This is a genomic window from Diaphorobacter caeni (assembly GCF_015354245.1).
Taxonomy (GTDB): domain Bacteria; phylum Pseudomonadota; class Gammaproteobacteria; order Burkholderiales; family Burkholderiaceae_C; genus Diaphorobacter_A; species Diaphorobacter_A caeni.
This window is the reverse complement of the sequence record NZ_JADKYZ010000008.1, coordinates 214,253-240,230: the sequence shown is the minus strand read 5'-3', so window position 1 is coordinate 240,230 and position 25,978 is coordinate 214,253. Positions and strand designations below refer to the sequence as shown.

Genomic DNA, 25,978 nt, shown 5'->3' with positions numbered 1-25,978 from the left:
TAGATCGCCATATGCATCCATAATTATGGAAAATTACACATGGGGATGCGTATTGCCGTCAGTTGGCGACCAATGTCGGCGCGATGATGGTGAAACGCGTTGTATGTGAATGTGCCGATTGATGTCTCTGGATGGATTCGAGGAAGCCATGCGCACGCTTGTCAACTCCATGCACGATCAGGTCGCGGAACGCCTGCGGGAACTGATCTTCGACGGAACGCTTGCCCCCGGCAGCTTTCTGGACGAGGTGCGGCTGTGTGAGCGGCTGGAGATCTCGCGCACGCCGCTGCGCGAGGCGCTCAAGGTGCTGGTGGCCGAGGGGCTGGCCCGGCATGAGCCGCGCCGTGGATGCTTCGTGGCACAGATCACGGAGCGGGACGTGGACGAGATCTTTCCGGTGATCGGCCTGCTCGAGGGGCGTGCCGCCTACGAGGCCACGCAGAAGGCGACAGAGGCCGACATCAACGCTCTTGGGTTGCTGCACGAGCGCCTGCAGCGCCACGCCGACGCGGGCGACATCAACGAATACTACGCGGCCAATCTGGCCATCCACGAAGCCTTCATCACCCTGGCCGACAACCGCTGGCTCGCGCAGAGCATCGGCGATCTGCGCAAGATCCTGCGCCTTGCGCGGCTGCAGCAACTGCATGCGCCGGGGCGGCTCGACAACAGTCTTTCTGAGCATCTGGCCGTGTTCGCCGCGCTCAAGAGCCGCAATCCCGATGCGGCCGAGCAGGCCATGCGCCATCACCTTTTTGCCCAACGCGAGGCGCTGCGCGAGCTGGCGCGCCTCCATTCTTCCCGGATCGCCCTATGAATGCCGCTACCACCTGGTTGTCCCGCAACGTCGCCCGCCTGATGGGGGGAGACTCGAAATCGTCCGATGCTTCTTCCGACAAAGCCTCCGGCAAGGAGGCCGGTGCGCCGCGCTCGACGCATGACCGGCTCGAGGCCACGCTGCGGCGCGGTACCGAGGCGCTGTCGCCGCGTGCGCTTCGGCGCGTGCTGGCCGATCTGCAGGAAGTGGTCGCGCCGCGCGTGAGCGAGGTGGAAGGCGGGCGCCGCGCCCAGGCCGTTGCCGCCTGGTATGCGGAGGCCTCGCCGGAGGAGCGTCACGATCTGTGGTTGCTGATGTGCGAGCAGTTCACGCCTGACGCGACGCGCGTGAAGAACGCGCAGCAGAAGTACGAGGCCGCCGTCGGCACGCCCGACGCCCCGCAGGCCGAGGCGCAGCTGCGCCGTGTGCTGACCTCGCCGCGCACCCGGCTGCTGCAGCGCTTCGCGGTGTTTCCGGAGGGCATGCGCTTTCTGGTCGATCTGCGGGCCGATCTGCTGCCGCACCTCAAGGGCGACAAGCGACTGATGCCGCTCGAGGCGGAGCTCGAGCAGCTCTTCGCGACCTGGTTCGACGTGGCGTTTCTGGACTTGAAGCGCCTGTCCTGGGATTCGCCCGCGTCACTGATCGAAAAGCTCATCAAGTACGAGGCGGTGCACGACATCCGCAGCTGGGCTGATCTCAAGAACCGCCTCGACAGCGACCGCCGTTGCTATGGCTTCTTCCATCCGCGCCTGCCCAACGAGCCGCTGATCTTCGTCGAAGTGGCGCTGGTCACCGACATGTCGTCCAGCATCACGCCGCTGCTCGACGAGTCCGCCGAGGCCGCCGACCTCAACAAGGCGACGACCGCGATCTTCTATTCGATCAGCAACACGCAGACCGGTCTGCGTGGCGTGAGCTTCGGCGACTCGCTGATCAAGCATGTGGTGGAGACACTCACCGAAGAATTCCCCAAGCTCAAGCGCTTCGCGACGCTGTCGCCGATCCCCGGCTTCCGCTCGTGGCTGGGCAAGAACTGCGCGCAGCAACTCGAGCTGCTCGATGAAAAGCGCTTGGCGGATCTGGGGCGCGCGGTCGGTTTCGAGCCGCCGCAGGCCGCCCATGTGCTGGCCGCCGCCGACGCGCATGCGCTCAAGCTCGACGCCAAGTCACCCGTGCGCCAGTTCGTCACCGAGTGCGCCGCACGTTATCTGGGGCGCGGGCTGGTGGAAGACAAGCCGCTCGATCCGGTCGCGCGCTTTCACCTCGGCAACGGTGCTCGCGTCGAGCGCCTGAACTGGGCCGGTGACCCGTCGTCCAAGGGCATGAAGCAGTCGTTCGGCATGATGGTGAACTATCTCTACGACCTCAAAAAACTGGACAAGCACCGCAGTCAGTTGCACGAGGGACGCGTGCCGGTCTCGAGCGAGATCGACGCGCTGTGCCGCGATTGATTCCAGGATTTGCGGCATCGGCGCATTCGCTGCAGCCACTGCAGCCGAGCTACAGAAGCAAGGCTTTGGACATCACGCGGGGAGTGGGCATCCCCGCTGCGTTTTATTCGGGGAAGCCCATGGATGTTGAACACGAATGTGAACGTCAGTTTGTCAATAGCAAAAGCGATTGGCTACAAATGTTCACATCTGTGGATCATTGAGGGCTGCCCATTTTTGCGTGTGCGTCGCGCCAACGCTGCGTGCCGCATGCGTCATCCAACCCACCGAGAAGAACGAGGAGAGACAACAATATGTCAGGAAATATGCAACGACGTGATGTGCTGCGCGCCGCTGGCGCAGCGGGTCTGGTGATGACCGGAGCGGGCCGCAGCTTCGCAGCCGATCCGGCCGCGGCGAGCTGGCCAAGCAAGCCGGTGACGGTGGTCGTTCCGTTTCCTGCGGGAGGGGGGACCGATGCGTTCGCGCGCCCGCTGGCCGCGCAGTTCTCCAAGTCCACCGGCAAGACGCTGATCATCGACAACCGGGGCGGAGCCGGCGGCACGGTCGGCGCGAGCATCGCGGCCAAGCTGCCGCACGACGGCTATGGCCTGTTCATGGGCGCGGTGCACCACGCGATCGCGCCGTCGATGTACCCCAAGCTCGACTACGACATCGAGAAGGACTTCGTGCCGATTGCGCTGCTGGCCAAGGTGCCGCAGGTCGTCGTGGTCAACCCGCGCAATGTGACCGTCAAGGATTTCAACGAATTCATCGCCATGCTCAAGGCCAAGCCAGGCAAGTACAACTACGCCTCGGCGGGCTCCGGCACTTCGCACCATCTGGCGGGTGAGCTGTTCAAGCTGCAGACCAACACCTTCATCACGCACATTCCCTACCGGGGCGCGGGCCCGGCGCTGCAGGATCTGATCGGCGGCAATGTCGACATGATGTTCGACGGCCTCGGTTCCTCCGCCGCGCACATCAAGGGCGGCCGCATCAAGCCGATGCTGGTTTCGGGCGCCAAGCGCAACCCCGCGCTGCCCGACGTGCCCTGCGCAGCCGAAATGGGGCTGCCCGACTACACGGTGTCCACCTGGTATGGCCTGTGGGCGCCCAAGGGCACGTCGCCGGAAATGGCCTCGCGCATCGTCGAGGAGTTCAACAAGCTCGGCCAGGCCGACGAAGTGAAGGCGGCCTGGGCCAGCAACGGCGCCGAATTCGGCGGGCTGACGTCGCAGGAGTTCGGCAAGATGGTCAGCGCCGAAGTCAAGCGCTGGGCGCAAGTGGTCAAGGCCTCCGGCGCCAAGCTGGAGTAATTCCTTCATTCTTCTTTACGAAGCCTTGCGGCTGCGATGGTGGCCGCCGTCTCCGGTGAGACGGAGATACAGCCCCTTGTCCTTTGTCCTTTGTTGCGCAGCCTTGCCGTATCAACCACTGTCTGCGGCTGCGCGCCGCGGCCAAGGGGCTGTCTTGCCGCTGTGGTGGTGATTCGCGTCTCCCGCAGCGCATGAAACTGGCGCGGCCCATGCGAGAACAGTCGAGGAAGGGCCACCCCGCACCGAGGACTGCGTCCCCCTCGGTTGCGCGCAGCGCAACATCACAGAGGGGGAAGGCGCGAAGCGACTCAGGGGGTGTTTCTTCTCACACCTTGCGCTTGCGCCGCCTTGGCTGAATGGCCTGCTGCGGCACGGGCGCTGCCAGCACCATGTCGGCGAATGCGCGTCCTCCCGCCGAGATGTGGTTGCGCATGGCTTCCGCCGCGCCTTCGCTGTCGCCCTGGATGATGGCCGTCACCACCGCCTCATGCTCGGCCTGCGAGCGCAGCAGGCGTTCGGGCTTTTCAAACATCTTTCCGCGATAGGGGGCCACGCGCAGGCGGGCCTCTCGGGTCTGCTCGACGATGAAGGCGTTTCCGCTGGATTGATATATCAGATCATGCAGCCGGACATTGGCCTGTTCGTAGCCAATGGAGTCCGCCGCGTCGGCGCAGGCGCGCGTGTCTTCAAGCGCCTGCCTGAGGCGTTCCTTCTGGTCGCCGTTGATGCGGTTGGCGGCCAGCCGCGCGACCACGCCCTCCAGTTCGCCCACGCCTTCCATCATCGCGATGAGCTCGCGGGTTTCCAGTTGGCGCACATAGATGCCGGCGCGCGGCAGGATGCTGATCATGCCCTTGGCGGAGAGCAGCAGCAGCGCTTCGCGTACCGGGGTACGCGAGGCCTGGAAGCGCTCGCACAGTTCCTGCTCGTCGATGGGGTCCCCGGGCAGCAGCGCGCCGCTGCGCAGGTCCTGCTCTAGCGCCAGCCGGATCCGGTCCTGCATGCTCGGAAGACCTAGGGTTTTCTCTGTATGTGCGATATGCTGGCTCATTTTCTAATATTAGATATATCTGTTTAGGTTAATGATACACATGACGCCCGATCTGCACCTGCAAAATCACGTTGCCACCATCACTCTGAGAAGGCCCGATGTCGCCAACCGCCTTGCGCCCGAAGATCTGCCGGTCCTCATTTCCCATGTCAAGAAGGTGAACGCGTCTGACGACGTGCGGGTACTGGTGCTGCGCAGCGAAGGCAAGTACTTTTGCAGTGGTTATGATATATCAGAGGTCCAAAACAGTCAGGAAAAAGGCAGCAGCTTCGGCGAGATGGTCGACGCCATTGAACAGTGCCGCGCGGTGACCATTGCCGTGGTGCATGGCGGCGTCTACGGCGGCGCGACCGACATGGCTCTGGCCTGCGACTTCCGCGTGGGCGCGCACGGTGCGGAAATGTTCATGCCTGCCGCGCGACTGGGTCTGCATTTCTATCAGGCGGGGCTGGAGCGCTATGTCACCCGTCTTGGGCTTGATACGGCCAAGCGCCTGTTCCTTACCTGCGAGCGGCTGGCGGCCGACGAGATGAAGTCCTGCGGCTTTCTCACGCATCTGGTGGCGCCGGATGCGCTCGAGAGCACCGTGGCCGCGCTGACCGACACGCTGAGCGCGATGGCGCCGCTGCCGCTCTTCGGCATGAAGAAGCACCTGAACCTGATCGCACGCGGTCAGCACGACGCCGACGCGATTGCGCGCGACGTTTTCCAGACCGTTCAATCGGACGATCTGAAAGAGGGTGGAACCGCCTGGCGCGAAAAGCGCAAACCGGTTTTCAAAGGGCGCTGAGGACCTCTCGGCCCCGAACACACACGCTACACCAACGGAGACAAGACCATGAAGCTGAAGACTGCCCTCGTGGCGGCAATGACCGCGCTCGCCTGCACCACTGCGCTGGCGCAGGGCACCGCCTATCCCCAACGTCCGATCACGCTGCTGGTGGGCTTTCCGCCGGGCGGCGGGGCGGACGCGGTGGCCCGCATCGTGAGCGAAAAGCTGGGCCGCGCGCTCAATCAGTCGATCGTGGTGGACAACCGACCTGGAGCGGGCACGACCATCGCGTCCGATCTGGTGGCGCGTGCGCAGCCCGATGGCTACACGCTGCTGCTGGGCAGCTCCAATCTCTATGGTTCCGATCAGCTGCTCTACAAGAGCGCGCGCTACGACGGCGTGAAGAGCTTCACGCCCATCGCGCGCTGGGCCAAGTCGCCGATGCTGCTCGCGGTGAAGAAGGACTTCCCGGAAAAGAGCGTCAAGGGGCTGATCGAGCTGGCACGCAAGCAGCCGGGCAAGCTGACCTATTCATCGTCCGGAACCGGCGTGGTCACGCATCTGGCGGGCGCGTCGTTCTCGCACGCGGCGGGCATCGACATGCTGCATGTGCCCTTCAAGGGCGGCGCGCCCTCTATTCAGGCCGTGGGTGCGGGTGACGTGGACATGACGTTCGGCACGCCGCCCTCGGTGCTGCCGATGGCGCAGGGCGGCAAGCTCCGGCTGGTGGCGGTGACGACGGCGGATCGCTCGCCGCTGTTCCCCGATCTGCCGGGCATGAAGGAGTCCGGCATCAACGATTTTGATTTCAACATCTGGTTCGGCCTCTTCGGTCCGGCCAATCTGCCGGCGGACGTGGTCAAGAAGCTCAACGAGGCCACCGCCCAGGCGCTCAACGACCCCGACGTGAAGGCCAAGCTGGAGAAGCAGGGCAACATCGCCTGGCCGACCGGCTCGCCCGAGGAGTTCAAGGCCTGGGCCATCGAGGACGGGAAGAAATACAAGACCATCACCGAGAACTCGGGCGCGGTCGCGGGAGCCGGAAAGTGAATGCTTCAGCAGCGGATTTGCCGCTCTCGGACGTGACGGTGATCGACCTCACCCGGGTGCTGGCCGGGCCCATGTGCACCCAGACGCTGGGCGATCTCGGCGCGCGCGTGATCAAGGTCGAGCAGCCCGTCGTGGGCGACGACTCGCGCGCCATCGGGCCGTTCGTGGACGGAACGTCGGCGTATTTCATGTCGGTGAACAGGAACAAGGAATCGATTGCGCTGAACCTCAAGGCTGAGGCGGACCGCGAGATCTTCGAGCGCCTGCTCGCCAAGGCCGACGTGCTGGTCGAGAACTACCGCCCCGGCACGATGGAGAAGCTGGGCTACGGCTGGGAGGAGCTGCATGCGCGCTTTCCCCGGCTGATTCTGGTGTCCATTTCGGGCTTTGGCCAGACCGGGCCGTATCGCGAGAAGCCCGCCTACGACATGGTCGTGCAGGCGATGAGCGGCATGATGAGCGTGACCGGCACGGCGGACTCGGGTCCCTGTCGTGTGGGGGTGTCGATCGGCGATCTGGGCGCGGGGCTGTATGCGGTGATCGGCACGCAGTCGGCGCTGCTGCGCCGGGCACGCACCGGGCAGGGCGAGCGTGTGGACGTGTCCATGCTGGACTGCCAGATCGCGCTGCTGGAGAATCCCGTCGCGCGGCTGTCGGCGACGGGCAGCGTGCCCGGCCCGATCGGCTCGCGGCACCCGTCAATGTCGCCGTTTGACGTCTACGCCGCGCAGGATGGCTGGTTCGTGATCGCGGTCGGCAACGACGCCCTGTTCAGGACGCTCTGCGGGTTGATCGAGAGGCACGCGTTGGCTGACGATCCGCGTTTTGCCTCGAACACCGAGCGCTGCAAGCATCAAGCCGAACTGAAGGCGCTGCTCGAGGAGCGTCTCGTGCAGGAGCCGCGCGCGCACTGGCTCCGTATTTTCTCTGACCACGGCGTGCCCACAGGTGAATATCATTCAGTGGCCGAGGCGGTGGCGCATCCGCAGGTTGCGGCCCGCGGCATGATCGCGAGCGTGCAGGCGCCCGGTGGCGCCACGCTGCAGGTGGCGTCGAGTCCGCTGGTGGCGAGCTTTGGTGCCGATTCCGCAGTGCGGCGCGATCCGCCAGCGCTCGATGGAGACCGCGAACGCATACTGCGAGATTTTGTGGATGCGGCCTGATGTGCCGGTTTGAGTGAGTTTTTCCGGAAGTGAGCTTTTGACGATGTCCAACAACAACCTGTTTTCCGCGCTGCGTGCAGCGTTTCCCGCCAACCTGGACGAGGTCGCCATCGAGGCGGCGTCGCCGCGCGGCGAGCCGTTGAACTACACATGGCGCGACATCGACCGCGCGAGCGCCCGCATCGCCAACATGCTGGATTCGCTGCGCCTGCCCGAAGGCAGCCGCGTGGCGGTGCAGGTCGAGAAGTCGGTCGAGGCGGTGCTGCTGTATCTGGCCACGCTGCGCTCGGGCTATGTGTTCCTGCCGCTGAACACGGCCTACCAGAGCGCCGAGATCGAATATTTCGTCGGCAATGCCGAGCCCGCGGTGGTGGTGTGCACGCCGAACAATTTCGGCTGGGTGTCCAAGATCGCCTTCAAGGCCGGTTGTGAATTTGTCTTCACGCTCGGTGAAGACCGCAACGGCACGCTGCTTGAGCGCGCCGCGCATTTCGGCGACGAGCACCAGCCGGTCGAGAAGCACGCCGACGATCTGGCCGCGATTCTCTACACCAGCGGCACCACGGGCCGCAGCAAGGGCGCGATGCTCACGCACGGCAATCTGCTGTCCAACGCCGTGATGCTCAAGGATTATTGGGGCTGGAAACCCGGCGACGTGCTGATCCACGCGCTGCCGATCTTCCACGTGCACGGCCTGTTCGTGGCGATCCACGGTGCGCTGATCAACGGCAGCAAGATGATCTGGATGTCCAAGTTCGACCCCAAGGCCGTCATCGCCGCGATGCCGCGCGCGACGGTCTTCATGGGCGTGCCGACGCTGTACGTGCGCATGCTGGCCGAGCCCACGCTGACGAAGGCGCAGGCCAGCCACATGCGGCTGTTCATCGCCGGGTCTGCGCCGCTGCTCATCGAGACCTTCAAGGAATGGCAGGACCGCACGGGCTTCACGATCCTCGAGCGTTACGGCATGAGCGAGACCATCATGCTGACCTCCAACCCCTATGCGGCCGACGCGCGCTACGGCCAGCAGGACGAGCGCCGGGGTGCGACCGTCGGCTTCCCGCTGCCGGGCGTGGGCCTGCGTGTGGTGGATGACGCCGGCAAGGCGCTGCCCATGGGCGAGATCGGCAACATCCAGGTGCAGGGTCCGAACGTGTTCAAGGGCTACTGGCGCATGCCCGAGAAGACCAAGGAAGAGTTCAGCGCGGACGGCTGGTTCAAGACCGGCGACGTGGGCAAGATCGACGAGCGCGACTACGTGAGCATCGTCGGCCGCAGCAAGGATCTGATCATCAGCGGCGGCTACAACGTCTACCCGGCCGAGATCGAGGGCTATATCAACGACATGCCCGGCGTCGCGGAAAGCGCGCTGGTCGGCGTGCCGCATCCGGATTTCGGTGAGGTCGGCATCGCGGTGATCATCCCCAAGCCAGGCGTGACGCTGGACGGCGAGGAAATCATCGCCAAGCTGAAGTCACAGCTCGCGAACTTCAAGATTCCCAAGCGCTGCTTCATCACCACCGAGCTGCCGCGCAACACCATGGGCAAGGTGCAGAAGAATCTGCTGCGCGATCAGCACAAGGGCCTGTTCGAGCGTTGATCTGTTGATCACTTGGCGGGGCGCATCAGCTCCGCCAGCTCGGTTTCTCCGCGTGCCTGCAGTGCGTCTGCAGCACCGGCCAGATCGCGCGTCTCGCGGTTCTGGCTCAGCTTGGCTTTGCCCACCAGCGAGGTGATGGCGATCTCGATGCCGACGATGTTCTGCAGCATGCCGTTGATGAAATCCGGTGCGGAATCGCCCATCTTCCATGGCTTGGGCTCGGTGGCCTCGTGCTGGCGGGTGAGCAGCGCCACGACGCGGCGCACGAATTTCTCGTCGTCGCGGATCGTCATCACGCCGTGCGCGTGGACCACCTCGTAGTTCCAGGTGGGCACGAGCCGGTGCGTCTCGTGCTTGCTGGGGTACCAGTTGGGCGATATGTAGGACTCGGCTCCACGAAAGATCACCATCACCGGCGTGCCTGTGGGGCAGCGCTGCCAGACGGGGTTCGCGCGTGCGACATGCGCGATGAGCTGACCGTGCTCGCCCACGGCGGGATCGAAGTCGAACGGCAGATGGTCGGCATCCAGCTGGCCATCCGCATGCGTGACCAGCGTTCCCAGCGGATGCTCGCGGATGACGCGTTGCAGTTGCTCGGGACGGTTTTCGGCGAAATGGGCGGGGATGTACATGGGGCTTGCGTTCCGGAGTGGGCGTGGTTGTCAGGTGGACTGTCGCAGAAACGTGGCTGGTTCAAAAGATCCAGCTTTGCCCATTTTGATGGAGCCACCATCGAGATTCCCGGCGGGCCCCACGCTCATTGCGCTCCCATGAAAAAAGGCAGCGCGTGGCTGCCTTTGGTCGAATGCCCTTGAAAGCGCGGATCAGCGCAGCACGAGCACCGGAATGTGCGAGTGCGTCAGCACGTGCTGGGTTTCGCTGCCCAGCAGCACGCGCTTGATGCCCTTGCGGCCGTGGGAGGCCATGACGATCAGGTCGCAGTTGTTCTTGGTGGCGGCGGAGATGATGCTTTCGGCGATCAGCTCGGACTTGGCGACCACGGACTTCACCGAAATGCCTTGCTCGGCGCCCATCTTCTTGATTTCACCCAGTTCGGCGAGGGCCGCGTCGCTCCAGCGCTGTTCGACCTGCTTGACCTCGTCGCGATTGAGCGGTGCACTGCCTTCGAAGTAGCTGCGGGGATAGCGGGGCACCACCTTCAGGGCGACGATGGATGCGCCGCTCAGCGCCGCAAGGCCCAGACCGGATTCGACAGCCTTGTCGGACAGGGGGGAGCCATCGGTGGCGATCAGGATGCGCTTGTACATAGAGAACCTCCTAGTGAGTATCCGCGGTCAGATGAGTCGCAGGACCATTGATAAATCAGTGAGCACTGCTGTTTGCAACAGCTTGTTAACTGAAGCATAGGTCGGAGCAGGGGCGATGCTCTTGATGCAAGTCAAATTGCATTGGGGGCTTCGGATTTATCTTTCGTCCTATGTCAATCAACAACGCCAATAAGCAGGCGATAGTGCAAGATTTTTCGTCTTCGCAGGACCCGGCTGCCGGGTCTGCGGATGCGCATGTCACCCTGCTGGATGACCCCGAGGAGTGGAGCGCCTTCGGGCGGGAGCTGCCGACGGCGGGGCATTGGGAGTCGTTCGTTGTGCTTGACGGCATGCATTGCGCAGCCTGTGCGCTGTCCATCGAGGATGCGCTCAGGCAGGTGCCCGGTGTGCTTGAGGTTGACGTGAGCGCCGCCACGCGCCGCGCGCGCGTGGTGTGGCGTCCTGCGCAGGTCTTGCCGTCGCAGTGGATGGCCGCCGTGCGCAAGGCCGGTTACCGCAGTCTGCCCGCCATGGATGCGCTGATGCGCGAGCAGCGCCTGCGCGAAAGCCGCCGTGCGCTTTGGCGCTGGCTGGTGGCGGGCTTCTGCATGATGCAGGTGATGATGTACGCGTGGCCCGCGTACCAGGCGACGCCGGGTGATCTTTCCCTGGAGATGGAGACGCTGCTGCGCTGGGCGTCGTGGGTGATCAGCGTGCCTGTCATGTTCTTTGCGTGCGGGCCGTTCTTTTCGAGCGCGCTGCGCGATATCCGCGAGCGGCGCGTGAGCATGGATCTGCCGGTGGCCATCGGCATGCTGATCACCTTCGTGGTCAGTACGCTCGGCACTTTCGATCCTGGTGGGCCGTTTGGGGCGGAGGTCTATTTCGACTCGCTCACCATGTTCGTGTTCTTTCTGCTCTCGGGCAGGCTGCTGGAGCTGCGTCTGCGGGACCGCACGGCGGGTGCGCTCGAGGCGGTCGCCAATCGCCTGCCGGACAGCGTCGAGCGCAAGAACATCGACACCGGCGAATTCGTGCGCGTGACCACGCGGCGCCTGAAGGTGGGCGACATCGTGCGCGTGCTGCCTGGTGAGGCGTTCCCCGCTGACGGCCGCATCACCGCAGGCGAAACGCAGGCCGACGAGGCGCTGCTGACCGGAGAGTCCCGTCCCTTGAGCAAGCCGCTTGGTGCAAGCGTCTGCGCGGGCAGCTACAACCTGCGCGCGGTGGTCGAGATGCGGGTGGAGCAGACCGGCGACGGCACGCGCTTCGCTCAGGTCGTCGCGTTGATGGAGAGCGCATCGCTGCAGAAGCCGCGCCTCGCGCAATTGGCCGACAAGGTGGCGCGTCCGTTTCTCATCGCCGTGATGCTGGCCGCGCTGGCCGCAGCCGTCTGGTGGTGGCCAACCAGCCCGAGCCACGCGGCGATGGTGGCGGTGGCGGTGCTGATCGTCACCTGTCCCTGCGCGCTCTCGCTGGCGACGCCGGTCTCGATGCTGACCGCCGCTGGAACCTTGGCGCGCAATGGCGTGCTGGTGCGCAATCTGCAGGGGCTCGAGTCGCTGGCTTCGGTGGATGCGGTGGTGTTCGACAAGACGGGAACGCTGACGCGCGATGGACTGTCCGTGCTCGCGGTGCACGAATCTGCCGAAGCAAGCATCACGCGGCAGCAGGCACTGGCGTTGGCCGTCGCCCTGGCGCGGCACTCGCTGCATCCGGTGTCGCGTGCCGTGGCCGCTTTCGGTGGGGCGCAGGTGGCGTCTGCCGAGGTCGACACGTGGGTGCTGGAATCGGTGCGGGAAGTGTCCGGCTCCGGTGTGCTCGCCATCGCAAGGCATCCTGCGTTTCCTGATGAGGCGCTGAACGTGAGGCTTGGCTCTGCGAAGTTCTCCAATGCCGCGCCACGCGAAGACGGCGGGCAGGAAGTTGTGCTTTCGCTGGATGTGCAGGGTGCACTGCGCGTGGCGCTGCGTCTTGAACTCTGCGAGGACATGCGCTCCGAATCCACGGCGGTGATCGCAGCCCTCCAGCGCGAGGGCATTCACGTCGAGCTGCTGTCCGGCGACAACGCGGCGGTGGTGCGGCGGGTGGCGGGGCAGGTCGGCATTGCCGATGCGCATGGCGACTGCACTCCGCATGACAAGCTCGCGCGGCTGCGGGAGCTGCAGACCGCGGGCCGGCATGTGGCGATGGTGGGCGACGGCCTCAACGATGGCCCGGTGCTCGCGGGCGCGCATGTGTCGTTCGCGTTCGGGCGCTCGGTGCCGCTTGCGCAGTCGCGCTCTGATTTCGTTGTCATGGGTGATCAGCTCGAGCTGGTCTGGCAGTCGCTTTTGCTGGCACGCCGCACCATGCGCGTCGTGCGCCAGAACCTGTTGTGGTCGGCGGTCTACAACGCGGTCTGCGTGCCCCTTGCGATCGCCGGTTACATGCCGGCATGGCTGGCGGGGCTGGGCATGGCCGCGAGCTCGCTGCTGGTGGTGCTCAATGCTGCGCGGCTGGCGCGCGCGCCAGAGCTCGTGGCGCTTCGTCAGAATGCGCCCGCTTTCAACTTCAACAGGCCCACCATGCCGGTGGCCGCACTCGCCACGGAGACGATCTGATGGACATCCTCTACCTGCTCATACCACTGTCCGTGGTGCTTGTTCTGATCGTTCTCGGCGGACTTTGGTGGGCTGTTTATCGCGGCCAGTTCGAGAATGTAGATCAAGAAGCGGAACGAATTTTGAAAGACGGTTGACATGCGTCAACGCTGAAAAGTGGTCGCTGTTTCAAACTGCTACGGCTATATAAGAGGTACTCGATGGAATCGCAAAAAGCAGGTGTATCGCACTACAACGACACTGTTGTGCGGCAGTTTTCTATCATGGCCGTCGTGTGGGGAGTGGTCGGGATGCTGGTGGGCGTGATCATCGCCGCACAGCTGACCTGGCCAGAACTCAACTTCGGCATTTCGTGGCTGAGCTATGGTCGTCTACGGCCCTTGCACACCAACGCGGTGATTTTCGCGTTCGGTGGTTGTGGCTTGTTCGCCACAAGCTACTACGTCGTTCAACGCACGTGCCAAACCCGTCTGTTCTGCGCGCCACTGGCGGCGTTCACGTTCTGGGGCTGGCAGCTGGTGATCGTCGCAGCGGCCATCTCGCTGCCGCTGGGCTACACCTCCGGCAAGGAATACGCCGAGCTGGAGTGGCCCATCGACATCCTGATCGCACTGGTCTGGGTGGCCTATGCCATCGTGTTCTTCGGAACCGTGGGCATGCGCAAGGTCAAGCACATCTACGTGGCCAACTGGTTCTTCGGTGCCTTCATCTTGGCGGTGGCATTGCTGCACATCGTCAACAGCGCGGCCATTCCGGCAGGCTGGATGAAGAGCTACTCTGCTTACGCTGGCGTGCAGGATGCCATGGTGCAATGGTGGTACGGTCACAATGCCGTGGGCTTCTTCCTGACCACGGGCTTCCTCGGCATGATGTACTACTTCGTGCCCAAGCAGGCCGGTCGTCCGGTGTACAGCTATCGCCTGTCCATCGTTCACTTCTGGGCGCTGATCTTCACCTACATGTGGGCGGGTCCGCACCATCTGCACTACACCGCTCTGCCTGACTGGACCCAGTCCGTGGGCATGGTGTTCTCGCTGATCCTTCTGGCTCCCAGCTGGGGCGGCATGATCAACGGCATGATGACGCTGTCGGGCGCATGGCACAAGCTGCGCGACGACCCCGTGCTGCGCTTCCTGATCGTTTCGCTGTCGTTCTACGGCATGTCGACCTTTGAAGGTCCGATGATGTCCATCAAGACCGTCAACGCACTGAGCCACTACACCGACTGGACCATTGGCCACGTGCACTCCGGCGCTCTGGGCTGGGTGGGCTTGATCACCATGGGTTCGCTCTACTACCTCGTGCCTCGCCTGTTCGGTCGCGGCGCCAAGATGTACTCGACCAAGGCCATCGAACTGCACTTCTGGATGGCGACCATCGGCATCGTGCTGTACATCGCCGCGATGTGGATCGCCGGCGTGATGCAGGGCCTGATGTGGCGCGCCATGAATCCGGACGGCACGCTGACCTACACCTTCGTGGAAAGCGTGAAGGCGACCTATCCGTTCTACGCCATCCGTCTGCTCGGCGGTCTGCTGTATCTCGGTGGCATGGTGGTGATGGCCTGGAACGTCTGGATGACGGCCATCTCAGGTCGCTCGGTCAATGTGAGCATTCCCGCAGTCAACGCGGCGCACGCCTGAAAGTGGAGATATTGAATGTCTGATAGTCAAACCAAGGCAGCGTCGGGTTTCACGCACGAGAAGATCGAAACCAACAACTTCTTGATGATCGTCCTGATCCTGCTGGTGATCGCCATAGGCGGACTGACGGAAATCGTTCCGTTGTTCTTCCAGAAGTCCACCACGGTGGCGGTGGAGGGCGTGAAGCCCTACACCGCAGTGCAGCTGATCGGCCGCGACGTCTACATCCGCGAGGGTTGCTACAACTGCCACTCGCAGATGATCCGTCCCTTCCGCGCCGAGACGCTGCGCTATGGCCACTACTCGGTGGCGGGTGAGTTCGTGTACGACCATCCGTTCCAGTGGGGCTCCAAGCGCACGGGTCCCGACCTGCACCGTGTGGGCGGCAAGTACAGCGACGAATGGCATCGCATTCACTTGAACAATCCGCGTGACGTGGTGCCCGAGTCCAACATGCCGGCCTATCCCTGGCTGGAGAAGACCGTGGTGGACCCCAGCGTCGCGGCACCGCGCATGAACGCGCTGCGCAAGGTGGGCGTGCCCTACACGGACGAGGAAGTCCAGGGTGCGGCAGAACAGCTCAAGGACAAGACCGAAATGGATGCGCTGGTCGCATACCTGCAGGTCATGGGCCGGGCATTGAAGTAAGGAAAGAAGGAGCAAACCATGGACATTTCGACCATGCGCAGCGTCGCCACCGTGGCTTCGCTGATCTGCTTTGTGGGCATCTGGGTCTGGGCTTGGCGTCGTGCCAACAAGAACCGGTTTGACGAAGCAGCCCAACTTCCCTTCATCGAGGACTGAGGTCCTCTCAAAGAACAAAGAGTAATCCCATGAGTGACTTCACCAGTAATTTCTGGTCGATCTACGTGGCAGGCATCACCGTCGTCGGCATTCTTGCCTGTCTGCTGCTGCTCATCTTCACTGCAAAGAAGAAGGTTGTATCGGCCAGCGACAACACCACAGGCCACGTCTGGGACGAGGACCTGACCGAGATGAACAACCCGCTGCCGCGCTGGTGGATGTGGTTGTTCGTCATCACCATCGTCTTCGGTCTTGGCTATCTGGCTGCGTACCCCGGCCTTGGCGCGTTCAGCGGCAAGCTGGGCTGGTCGCAGAAGGGCGAATACGAAGCCGAGGTGCAGAAGACCAATGAACAGTGGGCTCCGCAGTACGCGCGCTTCGGCTCGATGTCCATCGAGCAGATGGCGGGCGACAAGTCGGCCATGGCCATTGGCGACCGCCTGTTCATGAACAACTGCGCCCAGTGCCACGGCTCGGATGCGCGCGGCAGCAAGGGCTTCCCGAATCTGGCCGATGGCGACTGGCTGCATGGCGGCGCGCCCGATCAGATCTACAAGACCATTCACGATGGCCGCATGGGCGTGATGGCTCCCATGGCCGCTGCGGTCGGTGGCTCGGACGATGTCCGCAATCTCGCGCACTATGTGCTGAGCCTGTCGGGCAGCCCGAACGATTCGATCAAGGCCGCTCTCGGAAAGCCCAAGTTCGCGGCTTGTGCAGCCTGCCACGGCATGGACGGCAAAGGCAATCAGGCACTGGGCGCGCCCAACCTGACCGACGACGTCTGGCTCCACGGCTATGGCGAAGATGCCATCGTCGCGATGATCACCAAGGGCAAGATGAACGAAATGCCCGCACAGAAGGACAAGCTCACCGAAGACCAGGTCAAGGTGTTGGCTGCCTATGTGTGGGGCCTGTCGAACAAGTCGGCCGCGCAGTGATCGCGCATCAAAGAAGATGAAGAACAACGCCGGCCAGTCCTTCACAAAGGGACGGCCGGCGTTGTCGCTTCGAGAGTCGGATAGATAGAACTACAACTTCCACGAAGATAGAGATCATGGCGTCAGAAGATGGTGACAACGCTCCAAAACGGGTCATTCCAATCACACCGGTACCCGATGCCGAGCAGCTCGAAAGCGTTTCTCTTTATGAGGCGCACAAGAAGATCTACGCGCGCTCGATCAGCGGCGTGTTCGCGCGCTGGCGCTGGCTGCTGGTGTTCCTGACGCAGGCGTTCTTCTATCTGGTGCCCTGGTTCCAGTGGGGCGAGCGCCAGATGGTGCTCTTCGATCTGGGCGCACGGCGCTTCTACCTGTTCGGGTTGGTGCTCTATCCACAGGACTTCATCTATCTCACCGGCCTGCTGATCATCTCGGCGCTGTCGCTGTTCCTGTTCACGGCCGTGGCGGGACGTCTGTGGTGCGGATTCGCCTGTCCGCAGACGGTCTACACCGAGATCTTCATGTGGATCGAGCACAAGGTGGAAGGCGACCGCAGCGCGCGCATGCGGCTGGACCGCGGTGGCTGGACCTTCGAGAAGATCTGGAAGAAGATCACCAAGCAGGTCATCTGGATTGCGCTCGCGCTATGGACCGGCTTTACCTTCGTGGGCTATTTCGTGCCGATCCGCGAGCTGGGCGCGGAGTTGCTCGCCCTGCACGGCACCTGGCAGCTGTTTTGGGTGCTGTTCTACGCGTTCGCCACCTACGGCAACGCGGGTTACATGCGTGAGCAGGTCTGCATGTACATGTGTCCCTACGCACGTTTTCAGAGCGCGATGTTCGACAAGGACACGCTGATCGTCGGTTACGACGCAGAGCGCGGCGAACCGCGTGCGCCCCGTACCCGCAAGGTGGACCACAAGAGCAAGGGACTGGGCGATTGCATCGACTGCAGCATGTGCGTTCAGGTCTGCCCGACCGGCATCGACATTCGCGACGGGCTGCAATATCAGTGCATCGGCTGTGGTCTGTGCATTGACGCTTGCAACACGGTGATGGACAAGATGGAGTATCCGCGTGGCTTGATACGATTGAGCACGCAGAACGGCATGGCGAACAAGCTGACGCAGTCGCAGATGTTCAAGCGTGTATTGCGTCCGCGCGTGTTGCTGTACACCGCGGTGCTCGTGGGCCTGTGTATCGCGATGATGGTGAGCCTCATCGGCAGAACGCCGCTCAAGGTCGACGTGGTGCGTGATCGCGCGGCGCTCTCGCGCATCGTTGCGGGTGGCAAGCTCGAGAACGTCTACCGTCTGCAGATCATGAACGCCACCGAGAGCCAGCGCAGCTATGTCATCGGTGCGACGGGCATGAACGGAATCACGGTTCACACGGATCCGGATCTCACTGTGGGCCCGGCCGAATCCAAATGGGTTCTGGTGCGACTGCAGATTCCCTACGGCAGTGCCGAGGCAGGCTCCCACAAGGTCATGTTCGAAGTCGCCGCGCGGGAAGACGGCGCCAAGGTGCATGAAAAATCGGTCTTCCTTGTCCCGCGTTGATGCGGCTGCAAGAAATTGGCGAATGAAACGGAGTGAATGGTGCAAGACCCAAAGCGCCGTTCACCCATCGAAGGAACATCAATGAACACGCAAAGCACGACCGCTGAAATATCAAACACCGCTCAGAGCCAACCACCCGCATTGCCCTGGTGGCGTCATGCGCATGTCTGGCTGATCATATCGGGCCCCGCCATCGTCGTCGTCGCTGGCTTCGTCACCCTGTGGCTGGCCATCCGCACGCCCGACCCTGTGGTGGAGGAAGACTACTACCAGCGAGGTCTCAAGATCAACGAGACACTGCGTCAGCAGCAGAACGACCGCAGCATGATGCCAGCCGTGAAGGGGCGCAATCACGCCGCGACCGAAGACGAATCCATGCGCAAGACGGATCGCTGATCCACCTGACTTTTCCGAGTCAGGGCTAGCGCTATGTACACCTGCGAAGGGCGATGCTAACGTCCCAAGCATGCGAGTTTGAAGATGTCGTGGGAACAGGCGGCGGCATCTTCGGACACCAGACTTCAGCAATTCGAAGTACAGGGAGTTACCTGATGAAAGCCCAACGACTCATGTGGATCGTGTGGCCAGCCTTCTTGATGGCAGGCGTGATGGAGATGTTCGTTTTTGCCTTTGTGGATCCACAGACGCTGGAGTGGTTCAACGAGCCGCTGAACATGTCGCGGCAGGGCGTCTACACCATTGCGTTCTTCGCATTCTGGGCCATCATCATGGCCGCGAGTGGGTTGACGACCTTGCTGTCGATGTCGCCCTTTGAGGTCAATCGTTGCCCGGTGCCCTGCGATGAGCGCCCGGCAGATTGTGCGAAGTTTTCGACCTGAACCTTTGGGTCCAAGTATTCGAAGTTTGGAACAATCGCAGCCTCAGTCTTGAGAGGCGACTGTCAGCAGGGCGGTTGCCCGTGAATGCAGGAGTTGCTCGCAACGCTTGAAAGTGGCGCGACTCAGGTATCGGAGTCGCGCACGGAGCGCCTCGTCGCCGCGTTCCTCGCCTTCCGCCTGACACGCAAGGCGTTTCGAGGGCAGGATGGAAGGCGGGAGGCGCGTCAGGAGGCGCTGCTCAGTGGCAGGTCTGTTGGCTGTTGACGATGTTGCGCAGCGCGGTCGCGTCGACGATGCGCACGTGGCGCTGCTTGACTTCCACGATGCCTTCTTCCACGAACTTGGAGAAAGTGCGGCTCACCGTCTCGAGCTTGAGGCCGAGGTAGCTGCCGATTTCTTCGCGGGTCATGCGCAGCACCAGTTCCGATTGCGAGAAGCCGCGTGCATGCAGGCGCTGCACCAGATTCAGCAGGAAGGCCGCCAGGCGTTCTTCGGCCCGCATGCTGCCAAGGAGCAGCATCACGCCATGCTCACGCACGATTTCGCGGCTCATGATCTTGTGCACGTGGTGCTGAAGGGCCTTGACTTCGCGCGAGAGTTCCTCGATGTTGTCGAAGGGCATGACGCAGACTTCGGCGTCTTCGAGCGCGACGGCATCACAGGTGTGGCGGTCGCTCACGATGCCGTCGAGACCGATGATTTCACCGGCCATCTGGAAACCCGTGACCTGGTCACGGCCATCTTCTGTCGCCACGCAGGTCTTGAAGAAGCCCGTGCGGATGGCGAACAGTGATGTGAATGGCTCGCCATTGCGAAACAGGGTTGCGCCGCGCTTGACTTTGCGACGGACTGCGACGACTTCATCGAGTCGCTTCAGCTGGTCTTCGGACAGACCGAGTGGCATACAAAGTTCTCGCAGGTTGCAGTTGGAGCATGCGACTTTGATGGTTTGCGGTGTCATTGCAATGGCGCCTTATATAAGTTATCGGTTATGGAAGTGGATAGTCCACTTGCCCCTCTACCGTTGGCATTTATGAAAAGAGCAGGAAGGATTGTCCCAGCCCACAAGAAAAGTGGATTGACTTGCATCAAGGACATTCCTGAACAGGTGCGGCACAGTAACAGGCGAACCTATGGAATCCGCTATGCCTGCTGTTACTCCCGAACTCATCCGTCAATTCGACGTTTCCGGGCCCCGCTATACGTCCTACCCTACGGCAGACCGCTTCGTTGAAGCGTTCGGTCAAGATGACTATATCCTCGCTCTGCAACAGCGTCGCATTGGTTCTAATGCCAAAGCGCTGCCATTGTCCCTCTATGTGCACGTTCCGTTTTGTGAGTCTCTTTGCTATTACTGTGCGTGCAACAAGATTATCACCAAACATCCGGAGCGTGCGGAAGCGTATCTTCGCTATCTGAGTCGCGAGATCGATTTACATACTGAACATTGCGGTGTCAATCAGCATGTGAGCCAATTGCACATCGGCGGGGGGACTCCGACATTTTTGTCGAATGAGGGTTTGCAGGATCTGATGTCGATGATCCGTCGCAGTTTCATCCTTGAGCCCGGTGGAGAGTACTCCATCGAGATCGATCCACGGACTGTCAACAATGATAGGCTGACGTTTTTGCACCAACTGGGGTTCAATCGCTTGAGCTTCGGCGTGCAGGACTTCGATCCGGAAGTGCAGAAGGCGGTGCACCGCGAGCAGCCGGCTGAGCAGGTTTTCCAGCTGATGGAAGAGGCACGCAAGATCGGCTTCGATTCAGTCAATGTGGATCTGATCTATGGCCTGCCACGTCAGACACCTGAATCGTTTGAACGCACCCTGGCGCAGGTGTGCGAACTGCGTCCGGACCGGATCGCGCTGTACGCCTATGCCCACCTGCCTGAGCGATTCAAGCCGCAGCGCCGCATTCTTTCGGACGATCTGCCCATGCCCTCCGCCAAGGTGGCGATGCTGGCCCGCTCGCTCGAGGTTTTCCAGGAGGCGGGATATGTCTACATCGGCATGGATCACTTCGCGCTGCCCGAGGATTCGCTGGCCGTTGCCAAGCGACAAGGGCGTCTGCATCGCAATTTCCAAGGCTACAGCACGCAGCCAGACTGCGATCTGATCGGGCTCGGCGTATCCGCCATCGGCAAGGTCGGGGCCACCTACAGCCAGAACGCGAAAACGCTCGACGACTATTACGACTGCATCAACCACGGTCGCCTGCCGGTCGTGCGCGGGCTCGCGCTCTCGCGTGATGATCTGCTGCGTCGCTCGGTGATCATGGCGCTGATGTGTCAGGGCGAGCTTCTGTTCGAGTCCATCGAGCAGGCTTGGTTGATCGACTTCTCCAGCTACTTCGCTGCAGAGCTCGAGCAACTGGCGGCCATGCAGGAGCAGGGGCTGGTCAAGCTGCACGAGGACAGCATCGAGGTCACCGTCATGGGGTGGCACTTCGTGCGCGGCGTCGCCATGCTGTTTGACCGCTATCTGCAGGGCAACCGCAATCGCGAACGCTTCTCGCGCATCATCTGACCCGCCATGTGGGCGATTGCATCGGCCGCTTTTCTGATGGGACTGCTGGGCGGCGCGCATTGCCTCGTGATGTGCGCCGCGCCGTGCAATGCGTTGTTGCAATCCTCCAGTCAAGGTGGTGATCAGCTTCAGGTCGTGAAGTTCGTGCGCAACCGGCGTTCATGGGGGCGTCCGCTGCTGTTTCATCTCGGGCGCATTCTGGGCTATTCGCTGGTCGGCGCCATGGCCGCCTATGCGATGGATCGGCTCGCGTGGTTCAGTCAAGGCACGAGCGCGCTTCGGCCCGTCTGGAGCATCGTGCATGTGGCCATCATCGGCTGGGGCTTGATGATGCTGATGCGCCTGAATGCACCTGCGTGGATGGAGTCCGCCGGACGTACGCTTTGGCAGCGTGTCCAGCCGGTGGTCGCTCGCCCCGGTGGTATTTTTGCGGTGGGCTGTGGCTGGGCTTTCATGCCTTGCGGGTTGCTGTATTCGGCATTGCTCCTCGCCGCGTTGAGCGGCGGGCCTGCAGCGGGGGCGCTTTCTATGGCGCTGTTTGCCGTGGCGAGCGGTGTCTGGCTGGTGGCCGGGCGCTGGCTCTGGATCAGTCTGCGCGAACGCATTCGTGATCCGCGCTGGGAGGCTTGGGGCTCACGTATTGCAGGGCTGATTTTGATGGCCTTGGGCGCAACAGCCCTCTGGTGGGGTGTCGTGCACCAGCAACCCTCGCCCTGGTGCCTGCCCTGAATGAAAAATGGCTCCAGACAAGGTCAAGGAGCCATTTTGGGGAAGAAGGTGTCTGCAAACGCCACCGAGCCGTCATCCTGAACCGGGGGTTCAGGTGGGCAAGAGCAACCTGACGTTGGGTTCATCTGACGCGAGACGATCACGCTCATCAGGTGATGTATCAAGCCCGTGCTCAGGGAGCATTGGTTCAAGGAAATATAAAGCCCGACAGCATTGCAGACGCCTTCATTGTAATTGTCCCGAGACCATCCTTTGAATAGCCGAGGACAATTCCCGGATGTTGTTGAGCGTCTTTTTCGCTCAGAGTGTGTATATGCTCTGAGCCCAGCCGTCAGAGCAGGCGGCCGTCGTCGCCCAGCGTTTCGTCGAGTCGCTGAAGCAGGCTGCGAACGCGTGCCTCGTCATCCTCGCTGAGTTCGGATGTGGAATGCACGGTGGCGGGTGGCGCAGCGGCCGTTGCCGCGAGCAGGGATTCCGTCTGCTCCTTGGCCGCCAATGCCGCAGTCTCGTGATCGGCTATCTCGAAGGCCATGTTGAGCGCTGCCAGCACGGCGATGCGCTCGCGCGCGCGGACCTTGCCTGCATCGCGGATGCGGGTCATCGCCGCGTCGACGCGCTCGACCGCGTTGAGCATGCGCGTTTCCTGGTCTTCGGGGCAGCTCAGCAGATAGCTCTGCTGCATGATCTTGACCTCGATCTGCTTCATGACGCGTCGTCTTTCGAATCCGGAATATCGGGCAGCCGCTCCAGCAGTGAATCCATGCGGTGGCGAACCGTCTGAAGGCGGGATTTGAGGGAGTCACGCTCTTGCGTCAGGGTCAGAACCTGCTGGGACAGCAACGCGTTGGTGCGCTGCAATTCAGCATGACGAACCAGCAGACGCTCGACGCGCTCGGAGATCTGATCTAGGGAGGATGGGGGAGCCATACAAAGACTATTGTACGGATCGCGGCATAAACAATCGTAAAATTACGTCGTTGGTGCTCGCGGCGTGGTTCACACGCCGCAGTTCAACGGGAAGCAGGGAAGGGTCTCCGCCATGGAAATACCCCGAGCCTGCGCTGCCCCCGCAACGGTCAGCGGACGAATCCCCACGGGGATTCCCTCTTCGCCAGCACAGCCACTGCATGCCTTGAACAAGCGCGCGGGAAGGCGGTTGAGGAGCGTGCCGCCAGCCCGGATACCGGCCAACACGGTGGTCTTGAGTGCTCGCATCTCCTGATGGCATGAAGCCAGCAGGGTTTTTCTGCGCGCGCCCGAGTCTGTGATGCCATTGTGCCGACGGGGAGGTCGGACGCGGTGATTCCTCAAATATTTGTCCATGATGACAACTCGTTCTGTTGTGTTGGCCCGTACAGCGGCCTTGCCTTTGGCGCTTGCCGCCTGTTTCCCCACTTTTGCCCAGACCCTCGTGGCCCAGGCCGCCACGGCGACCGAGCTGCGTGAGACGGTGGTGACCGCCACGCGCGTGGAGCAGCCGCTCTCCGATCTGGTGGCTGATGTGTCCATCATCGATTCCACCACCTTGCGCAAGAGCGGCGCCGTCAGTGTGGCCGAGGTGCTGTCGCGGGTGCCGGGCGTGCAGATCTCGAGCAACGGTGGCCCCGGGTCCAATGCCAGCGTATTCGTGCGTGGCGGGGAGAACCGCTTCACCGCTGTCTACATCGACGGCGTGCGTGTGGATTCGCAGTCTGTGGGCGGCATGCAGTGGGAGCAGATTCCGCTGTCGCAGATTGACCGCATCGAAGTGCTGCGCGGCCCGGCCGCGGCGGTCTACGGCTCGGATGCCGTCTCCGGCGTGATCCAGCTCTTCACCAAAAAGGGCGAGGGCAAGCCCGCACCGTATGTGGGTGTCGGCTTCGGCAATCAGGGCACGCGCACGGCTGAGGCGGGCGTGAGCGGCAGCTCGGGGGCATTCGACTATTCGCTGGGCGTCTCGCATGAGCGCAGCGACGGCTTCAATGCCCGCCCCATCGCCACCGTCAACCCCGATGATGACGGCTACAAGCGCACCTCCGGCAACGCGCGCGTGGGCTGGAGCTTCGCGCCCGGCCAGCGTCTGCAGGCCTCGTTCCTCGCCAGCAATCTGAATTCGCAGTACGACGACACCACCAGCCGCACGAACGACGACCGCAATCACACCCAGCTGCGCACCGCTGCGCTGTCGTGGGACGCCAAGTGGAATGATCGCTACAGCACGCTCGTGCAGGTCAACCAGTCGGATGCCAAGTACAGCTCCGAGCCGAACTTCTACATGACCGAGACGACGGTACGCAGCTACCTGTTCCAGAACGAGTACCGCGTGGGCGTGCACCGCTTCACTGCGGCGCTTGAGCGTCGCGAGGACGAACTGCACAACCCGGCGACGGCGTTTGCGCCCGACCTCAAGCGCGACCGTTCGCAGAATGCGCTCGCGCTCGGCTACGGCCTGATCGCCGGAGCGCACACGCTGCAGGCCAATCTGCGCCGCGACGACGACAGCGAGTTCGGCGGCAAGAGCACCGGCAGCCTCTCCTATGGCTACGCGATCAACAACGAATGGCGTGTGACGGCCGCGGGCGGCACATCGTTCCGTGCGCCCACGCTCTACCAGCGCTTCAGCGAATACGGCGACGCATCGCTGCAGCCAGAGACCGGCCGCAATATCGAGATCGGCACGCGCTGGACGCGCGGCTCGAGCAGCGCGGGCGTGGTGGCTTATCGCAACCGCGTGAAGAACCTGATCGTCTACGGCGCGGCGGGCACGTGCCCATCCGCCTGGGGCTGCTATCAGGCCGTCGGCCGTGCGGAATACGAGGGCGTGACGCTGAGCGCAGCGCACAAGCTTGGCCCCGTGTCGCTGAACGGCTCGGTCGATTTCCAGAATCCGCATGATCTGGACACCGGCCGTCAGCTTGCTCGCCGCTCCAAGCGCTACGCCAATCTGAGCGCGGACACCGACGTCGCAGGCTGGACCGTGGGTGCGGAAATGAACGCGGCATCGCGTCGCTATGACAGCTCGTCTGGCAACAACATGCTCGGCGGCTACACAGTGTTCAACCTCTACACCAGCACTCACATCGGCCGCGATTTCACGCTGCTTGCGCGTGTGAACAACCTTGCCGACAAGGACTACCAGCTTGCGCGCAACTACGCCACGCCGGGCCGCACGCTCTATGTGGGCCTGAAGTGGGCGCCGCAGTAAGCGCGGTCGCTTGAGCGCAATGGACGACCGCACGGAACCCGCATGACGATGAGACACGCCATCGACAGCCGCAGTGACCATGACACGATGGCGCGCAGCGAGCTGATTCTGGGCGGCCAGAAAAGCGGCAAGTCACGCCGCGCCGAACTGCTGGCGCGGCAATGGCTTGCCGAACACCCCGCGCACCGCGCGGCCCTGATCGCGACGGGGCAGCCGTGGGACGACGAGATGCGCGAGCGCATCGCCCGCCATCAGCGCGACCGTGCGGAGCGCGTGCCGGGGCTCGATACGCTGGAGGAGCCGCGCGCGGTGGGCGAGCTGATCGCAGCCAGATCCGATGCGAACACGCTGCTCATCGTGGACTGCCTCACGCTCTGGCTCACCAACTGGCTCATGCCTGTTGAAGCGGAAGGCGCGAGCCGGCGCGATTGGGGCATGCAGTCGGCAGCATTCCTGCACTCCGTGAGGGAGGCGCCCGGACCCGTCATCCTGGTGGGAAACGAGATCGGTCTGGGGGTGATTCCGATGGGGCGCGAAGTGCGCGCGTTTGTGGATGCGTTGGGTTCGCTGAACCAGCAGGTTGCCGGTGCATGCGCCCGCGTGACCTTGATGGTGGCGGGCCTGCCTCTGCGTTTGAAGGACGAGTGAGTGATGAGTGAATCGAGTGGTCGC

At 62.8% G+C, this 25,978-nt stretch carries 26 protein-coding genes and 1 riboswitch; of the genes, 20 read left to right on the top strand and 6 right to left on the bottom strand.

Annotated elements, in window-relative coordinates; genetic code table 11:
- Nucleotides 1–148: 148 nt before the first annotated feature.
- The 3 genes from ISG32_RS19960 to ISG32_RS19950 all read left to right on the top strand — a co-directional run bounded on the left by ISG32_RS19960 (nt 149) and on the right by ISG32_RS19950 (nt 3,569).
- Nucleotides 149–817, top strand: a complete 669-nt coding sequence (locus tag ISG32_RS19960) for a GntR family transcriptional regulator (RefSeq protein ID WP_194772873.1) — start codon at nt 149–151, stop codon at nt 815–817.
- Nucleotides 814–2,271 (top strand): malonyl-CoA decarboxylase, encoded by a 1,458-nt coding sequence (locus ISG32_RS19955; RefSeq protein WP_194772760.1) that lies wholly within the window; start codon nt 814–816, stop codon nt 2,269–2,271. The genes ISG32_RS19960 and ISG32_RS19955 overlap by 4 nt, the downstream gene beginning before the upstream one ends.
- Before the next feature lie 305 nt (nt 2,272–2,576).
- On the top strand, nt 2,577–3,569 hold the full coding sequence (locus ISG32_RS19950; protein ID WP_228529955.1) for a Bug family tripartite tricarboxylate transporter substrate binding protein: 993 nt from the start codon (nt 2,577–2,579) through the stop codon (nt 3,567–3,569).
- A gap of 325 nt (nt 3,570–3,894) precedes the next feature.
- Here the strand turns inward: ISG32_RS19950 and ISG32_RS19945 are convergent, their stop codons facing one another.
- The gene (locus ISG32_RS19945) at nt 3,895–4,572 is read right to left on the bottom strand and encodes a GntR family transcriptional regulator (protein ID WP_194772758.1); all 678 of its coding nucleotides are present in this window, start codon (nt 4,570–4,572) and stop codon (nt 3,895–3,897) included.
- Nucleotides 4,573–4,660: 88 nt separating this feature from the next.
- On the opposite strand from ISG32_RS19945, the gene ISG32_RS19940 reads away from it, so the two are divergent.
- Genes ISG32_RS19940 through ISG32_RS19925 form a run of 4 tightly spaced genes read left to right on the top strand, consistent with a single transcriptional unit; the run spans nt 4,661 to nt 9,205 of the window.
- Complete coding sequence (locus ISG32_RS19940) at nt 4,661–5,410, top strand: enoyl-CoA hydratase/isomerase family protein (protein WP_194772757.1); 750 nt, start codon at nt 4,661–4,663, stop codon at nt 5,408–5,410.
- Nucleotides 5,411–5,458: 48 nt separating this feature from the next.
- Nucleotides 5,459–6,442 carry a Bug family tripartite tricarboxylate transporter substrate binding protein gene (locus ISG32_RS19935; protein ID WP_194772756.1) on the top strand — a complete coding sequence of 328 codons (984 nt, stop codon included), beginning with the start codon at nt 5,459–5,461 and terminating at the stop codon, nt 6,440–6,442.
- Nucleotides 6,439–7,605, top strand: coding sequence for a CaiB/BaiF CoA transferase family protein (locus tag ISG32_RS19930; protein WP_194772755.1), 1,167 nt, complete (start codon nt 6,439–6,441; stop codon nt 7,603–7,605). The genes ISG32_RS19935 and ISG32_RS19930 overlap by 4 nt, the downstream gene beginning before the upstream one ends.
- A 43-nt stretch (nt 7,606–7,648) precedes the next feature.
- Nucleotides 7,649–9,205, top strand: coding sequence for a malonate--CoA ligase (locus ISG32_RS19925; protein ID WP_194772754.1), 1,557 nt, complete (start codon nt 7,649–7,651; stop codon nt 9,203–9,205).
- A gap of 8 nt (nt 9,206–9,213) precedes the next feature.
- On the opposite strand, the gene ISG32_RS19920 is transcribed toward ISG32_RS19925, so the two are convergent.
- Both ISG32_RS19920 and ISG32_RS19915 read right to left on the bottom strand, forming a co-directional pair.
- Nucleotides 9,214–9,837: an FMN-binding negative transcriptional regulator gene (locus ISG32_RS19920; protein ID WP_194772753.1), complete on the bottom strand. Its 624-nt coding sequence runs from the start codon at nt 9,835–9,837 to the stop codon at nt 9,214–9,216.
- 192 nt (nt 9,838–10,029) lie between these two features.
- Complete coding sequence (locus ISG32_RS19915) at nt 10,030–10,473, bottom strand: universal stress protein (RefSeq protein ID WP_194772752.1); 444 nt, start codon at nt 10,471–10,473, stop codon at nt 10,030–10,032.
- A 170-nt stretch (nt 10,474–10,643) separates the two neighbouring features.
- On the opposite strand from ISG32_RS19915, the gene ISG32_RS19910 reads away from it, so the two are divergent.
- The 9 genes from ISG32_RS19910 to ISG32_RS19870 all read left to right on the top strand — a co-directional run bounded on the left by ISG32_RS19910 (nt 10,644) and on the right by ISG32_RS19870 (nt 18,865).
- Complete coding sequence (locus ISG32_RS19910; RefSeq protein ID WP_194772751.1) at nt 10,644–13,076, top strand: heavy metal translocating P-type ATPase; 2,433 nt, start codon at nt 10,644–10,646, stop codon at nt 13,074–13,076.
- Nucleotides 13,076–13,213 (top strand): cbb3-type cytochrome oxidase assembly protein CcoS, encoded by a 138-nt coding sequence (gene ccoS, locus ISG32_RS19905; protein WP_166300767.1) that lies wholly within the window; start codon nt 13,076–13,078, stop codon nt 13,211–13,213. The genes ISG32_RS19910 and ccoS overlap by 1 nt, the downstream gene beginning before the upstream one ends.
- A gap of 63 nt (nt 13,214–13,276) precedes the next feature.
- Nucleotides 13,277–14,719, top strand: a complete 1,443-nt coding sequence (gene ccoN, locus ISG32_RS19900; protein WP_194772750.1) for a cytochrome-c oxidase, cbb3-type subunit I — start codon at nt 13,277–13,279, stop codon at nt 14,717–14,719.
- Nucleotides 14,720–14,734: 15 nt separating this feature from the next.
- Nucleotides 14,735–15,367, top strand: a complete 633-nt coding sequence (ccoO, locus tag ISG32_RS19895; RefSeq protein WP_194772749.1) for a cytochrome-c oxidase, cbb3-type subunit II — start codon at nt 14,735–14,737, stop codon at nt 15,365–15,367.
- An 18-nt stretch (nt 15,368–15,385) separates the two neighbouring features.
- Nucleotides 15,386–15,523: a cbb3-type cytochrome oxidase subunit 3 gene (locus tag ISG32_RS19890; protein ID WP_166300776.1), complete on the top strand. Its 138-nt coding sequence runs from the start codon at nt 15,386–15,388 to the stop codon at nt 15,521–15,523.
- 29 nt (nt 15,524–15,552) lie between these two features.
- A complete protein-coding gene (gene ccoP, locus ISG32_RS19885; protein ID WP_194772748.1) occupies nt 15,553–16,464 on the top strand; it encodes a cytochrome-c oxidase, cbb3-type subunit III in 912 nt (303 codons plus the stop codon).
- A 116-nt stretch (nt 16,465–16,580) separates the two neighbouring features.
- Nucleotides 16,581–18,026 (top strand): cytochrome c oxidase accessory protein CcoG, encoded by a 1,446-nt coding sequence (ccoG, locus tag ISG32_RS19880; RefSeq protein ID WP_194772747.1) that lies wholly within the window; start codon nt 16,581–16,583, stop codon nt 18,024–18,026.
- 81 nt (nt 18,027–18,107) lie between these two features.
- Nucleotides 18,108–18,422, top strand: a complete 315-nt coding sequence (locus ISG32_RS19875; RefSeq protein WP_194772746.1) for a FixH family protein — start codon at nt 18,108–18,110, stop codon at nt 18,420–18,422.
- Nucleotides 18,423–18,577: 155 nt separating this feature from the next.
- On the top strand, nt 18,578–18,865 hold the full coding sequence (locus tag ISG32_RS19870; protein WP_194772872.1) for a hypothetical protein: 288 nt from the start codon (nt 18,578–18,580) through the stop codon (nt 18,863–18,865).
- A 238-nt stretch (nt 18,866–19,103) separates the two neighbouring features.
- Here ISG32_RS19870 and fnr read toward each other — a convergent pair whose 3' ends face one another.
- Nucleotides 19,104–19,826 (bottom strand): fumarate/nitrate reduction transcriptional regulator Fnr, encoded by a 723-nt coding sequence (gene fnr / locus ISG32_RS19865; RefSeq protein WP_194772745.1) that lies wholly within the window; start codon nt 19,824–19,826, stop codon nt 19,104–19,106.
- Nucleotides 19,827–20,010: 184 nt separating this feature from the next.
- On the opposite strand from fnr, the gene hemN reads away from it, so the two are divergent.
- Together hemN and ISG32_RS19855 are read left to right on the top strand one after the other, a co-directional pair.
- Nucleotides 20,011–21,393 carry an oxygen-independent coproporphyrinogen III oxidase gene (gene hemN, locus ISG32_RS19860; protein WP_194772871.1) on the top strand — a complete coding sequence of 461 codons (1,383 nt, stop codon included), beginning with the start codon at nt 20,011–20,013 and terminating at the stop codon, nt 21,391–21,393.
- Between the two features lie 6 nt (nt 21,394–21,399).
- The gene (locus ISG32_RS19855) at nt 21,400–22,122 is read left to right on the top strand and encodes a sulfite exporter TauE/SafE family protein (RefSeq protein WP_194772744.1); all 723 of its coding nucleotides are present in this window, start codon (nt 21,400–21,402) and stop codon (nt 22,120–22,122) included.
- Nucleotides 22,123–22,453: 331 nt separating this feature from the next.
- Here the strand turns inward: ISG32_RS19855 and ISG32_RS19850 are convergent, their stop codons facing one another.
- Nucleotides 22,454–22,828, bottom strand: coding sequence for a cell division protein ZapA (locus ISG32_RS19850; protein WP_194772743.1), 375 nt, complete (start codon nt 22,826–22,828; stop codon nt 22,454–22,456).
- Entirely contained in the window at nt 22,825–23,049 is a 225-nt protein-coding gene (locus ISG32_RS19845) for a DUF904 domain-containing protein (RefSeq protein WP_194772742.1), read from the bottom strand. The genes ISG32_RS19850 and ISG32_RS19845 overlap by 4 nt, the downstream gene beginning before the upstream one ends.
- 34 nt (nt 23,050–23,083) lie before the next feature.
- Nucleotides 23,084–23,328, top strand: a riboswitch (cobalamin riboswitch).
- Between the two features lie 115 nt (nt 23,329–23,443).
- Here ISG32_RS19845 and ISG32_RS19840 point away from each other — a divergent pair.
- Both ISG32_RS19840 and ISG32_RS19835 read left to right on the top strand, forming a co-directional pair.
- Nucleotides 23,444–25,306 carry a TonB-dependent receptor domain-containing protein gene (locus ISG32_RS19840; protein ID WP_194772741.1) on the top strand — a complete coding sequence of 621 codons (1,863 nt, stop codon included), beginning with the start codon at nt 23,444–23,446 and terminating at the stop codon, nt 25,304–25,306.
- A gap of 42 nt (nt 25,307–25,348) precedes the next feature.
- Nucleotides 25,349–25,954 carry a bifunctional adenosylcobinamide kinase/adenosylcobinamide-phosphate guanylyltransferase gene (locus ISG32_RS19835; protein WP_228529954.1) on the top strand — a complete coding sequence of 202 codons (606 nt, stop codon included), beginning with the start codon at nt 25,349–25,351 and terminating at the stop codon, nt 25,952–25,954.
- The last annotated feature ends 24 nt before the right edge of the window (nt 25,955–25,978 follow it).

What these genes read in the sequence shown, in the direction of transcription:
- ISG32_RS19845 (WP_194772742.1), bottom strand. Translation starts at nt 23,049, where the DNA reads ATGGCTCCCCCATCCTCCCTAGATCAGATCTCCGAGCGCGTCGAGCGT.
- ISG32_RS19960 (WP_194772873.1), top strand. Translation starts at nt 149, where the DNA reads ATGCGCACGCTTGTCAACTCCATGCACGATCAGGTCGCGGAACGCCTG.
- ISG32_RS19835 (WP_228529954.1), top strand. Translation starts at nt 25,349, where the DNA reads ATGACGATGAGACACGCCATCGACAGCCGCAGTGACCATGACACGATG.
- ISG32_RS19950 (WP_228529955.1), top strand. Translation starts at nt 2,577, where the DNA reads ATGCAACGACGTGATGTGCTGCGCGCCGCTGGCGCAGCGGGTCTGGTG.
- ISG32_RS19945 (WP_194772758.1), bottom strand. Translation starts at nt 4,572, where the DNA reads ATGCAGGACCGGATCCGGCTGGCGCTAGAGCAGGACCTGCGCAGCGGC.
- ISG32_RS19850 (WP_194772743.1), bottom strand. Translation starts at nt 22,828, where the DNA reads ATGAAGCAGATCGAGGTCAAGATCATGCAGCAGAGCTATCTGCTGAGC.
- fnr (WP_194772745.1), bottom strand. Translation starts at nt 19,826, where the DNA reads ATGACACCGCAAACCATCAAAGTCGCATGCTCCAACTGCAACCTGCGA.
- hemN (WP_194772871.1), top strand. Translation starts at nt 20,011, where the DNA reads ATGCCTGCTGTTACTCCCGAACTCATCCGTCAATTCGACGTTTCCGGG.
- ISG32_RS19875 (WP_194772746.1), top strand. Translation starts at nt 18,108, where the DNA reads ATGAACACGCAAAGCACGACCGCTGAAATATCAAACACCGCTCAGAGC.
- ISG32_RS19840 (WP_194772741.1), top strand. Translation starts at nt 23,444, where the DNA reads ATGATGACAACTCGTTCTGTTGTGTTGGCCCGTACAGCGGCCTTGCCT.
- ISG32_RS19915 (WP_194772752.1), bottom strand. Translation starts at nt 10,473, where the DNA reads ATGTACAAGCGCATCCTGATCGCCACCGATGGCTCCCCCCTGTCCGAC.
- ISG32_RS19910 (WP_194772751.1), top strand. Translation starts at nt 10,644, where the DNA reads ATGTCAATCAACAACGCCAATAAGCAGGCGATAGTGCAAGATTTTTCG.
- ccoN (WP_194772750.1), top strand. Translation starts at nt 13,277, where the DNA reads ATGGAATCGCAAAAAGCAGGTGTATCGCACTACAACGACACTGTTGTG.
- ISG32_RS19870 (WP_194772872.1), top strand. Translation starts at nt 18,578, where the DNA reads ATGAAAGCCCAACGACTCATGTGGATCGTGTGGCCAGCCTTCTTGATG.
- ISG32_RS19920 (WP_194772753.1), bottom strand. Translation starts at nt 9,837, where the DNA reads ATGTACATCCCCGCCCATTTCGCCGAAAACCGTCCCGAGCAACTGCAA.
- ccoS (WP_166300767.1), top strand. Translation starts at nt 13,076, where the DNA reads ATGGACATCCTCTACCTGCTCATACCACTGTCCGTGGTGCTTGTTCTG.
- ccoO (WP_194772749.1), top strand. Translation starts at nt 14,735, where the DNA reads ATGTCTGATAGTCAAACCAAGGCAGCGTCGGGTTTCACGCACGAGAAG.
- ISG32_RS19855 (WP_194772744.1), top strand. Translation starts at nt 21,400, where the DNA reads ATGTGGGCGATTGCATCGGCCGCTTTTCTGATGGGACTGCTGGGCGGC.
- ISG32_RS19940 (WP_194772757.1), top strand. Translation starts at nt 4,661, where the DNA reads ATGACGCCCGATCTGCACCTGCAAAATCACGTTGCCACCATCACTCTG.
- ccoG (WP_194772747.1), top strand. Translation starts at nt 16,581, where the DNA reads ATGGCGTCAGAAGATGGTGACAACGCTCCAAAACGGGTCATTCCAATC.
- ISG32_RS19925 (WP_194772754.1), top strand. Translation starts at nt 7,649, where the DNA reads ATGTCCAACAACAACCTGTTTTCCGCGCTGCGTGCAGCGTTTCCCGCC.
- ISG32_RS19955 (WP_194772760.1), top strand. Translation starts at nt 814, where the DNA reads ATGAATGCCGCTACCACCTGGTTGTCCCGCAACGTCGCCCGCCTGATG.
- ISG32_RS19935 (WP_194772756.1), top strand. Translation starts at nt 5,459, where the DNA reads ATGAAGCTGAAGACTGCCCTCGTGGCGGCAATGACCGCGCTCGCCTGC.
- ISG32_RS19890 (WP_166300776.1), top strand. Translation starts at nt 15,386, where the DNA reads ATGGACATTTCGACCATGCGCAGCGTCGCCACCGTGGCTTCGCTGATC.
- ccoP (WP_194772748.1), top strand. Translation starts at nt 15,553, where the DNA reads ATGAGTGACTTCACCAGTAATTTCTGGTCGATCTACGTGGCAGGCATC.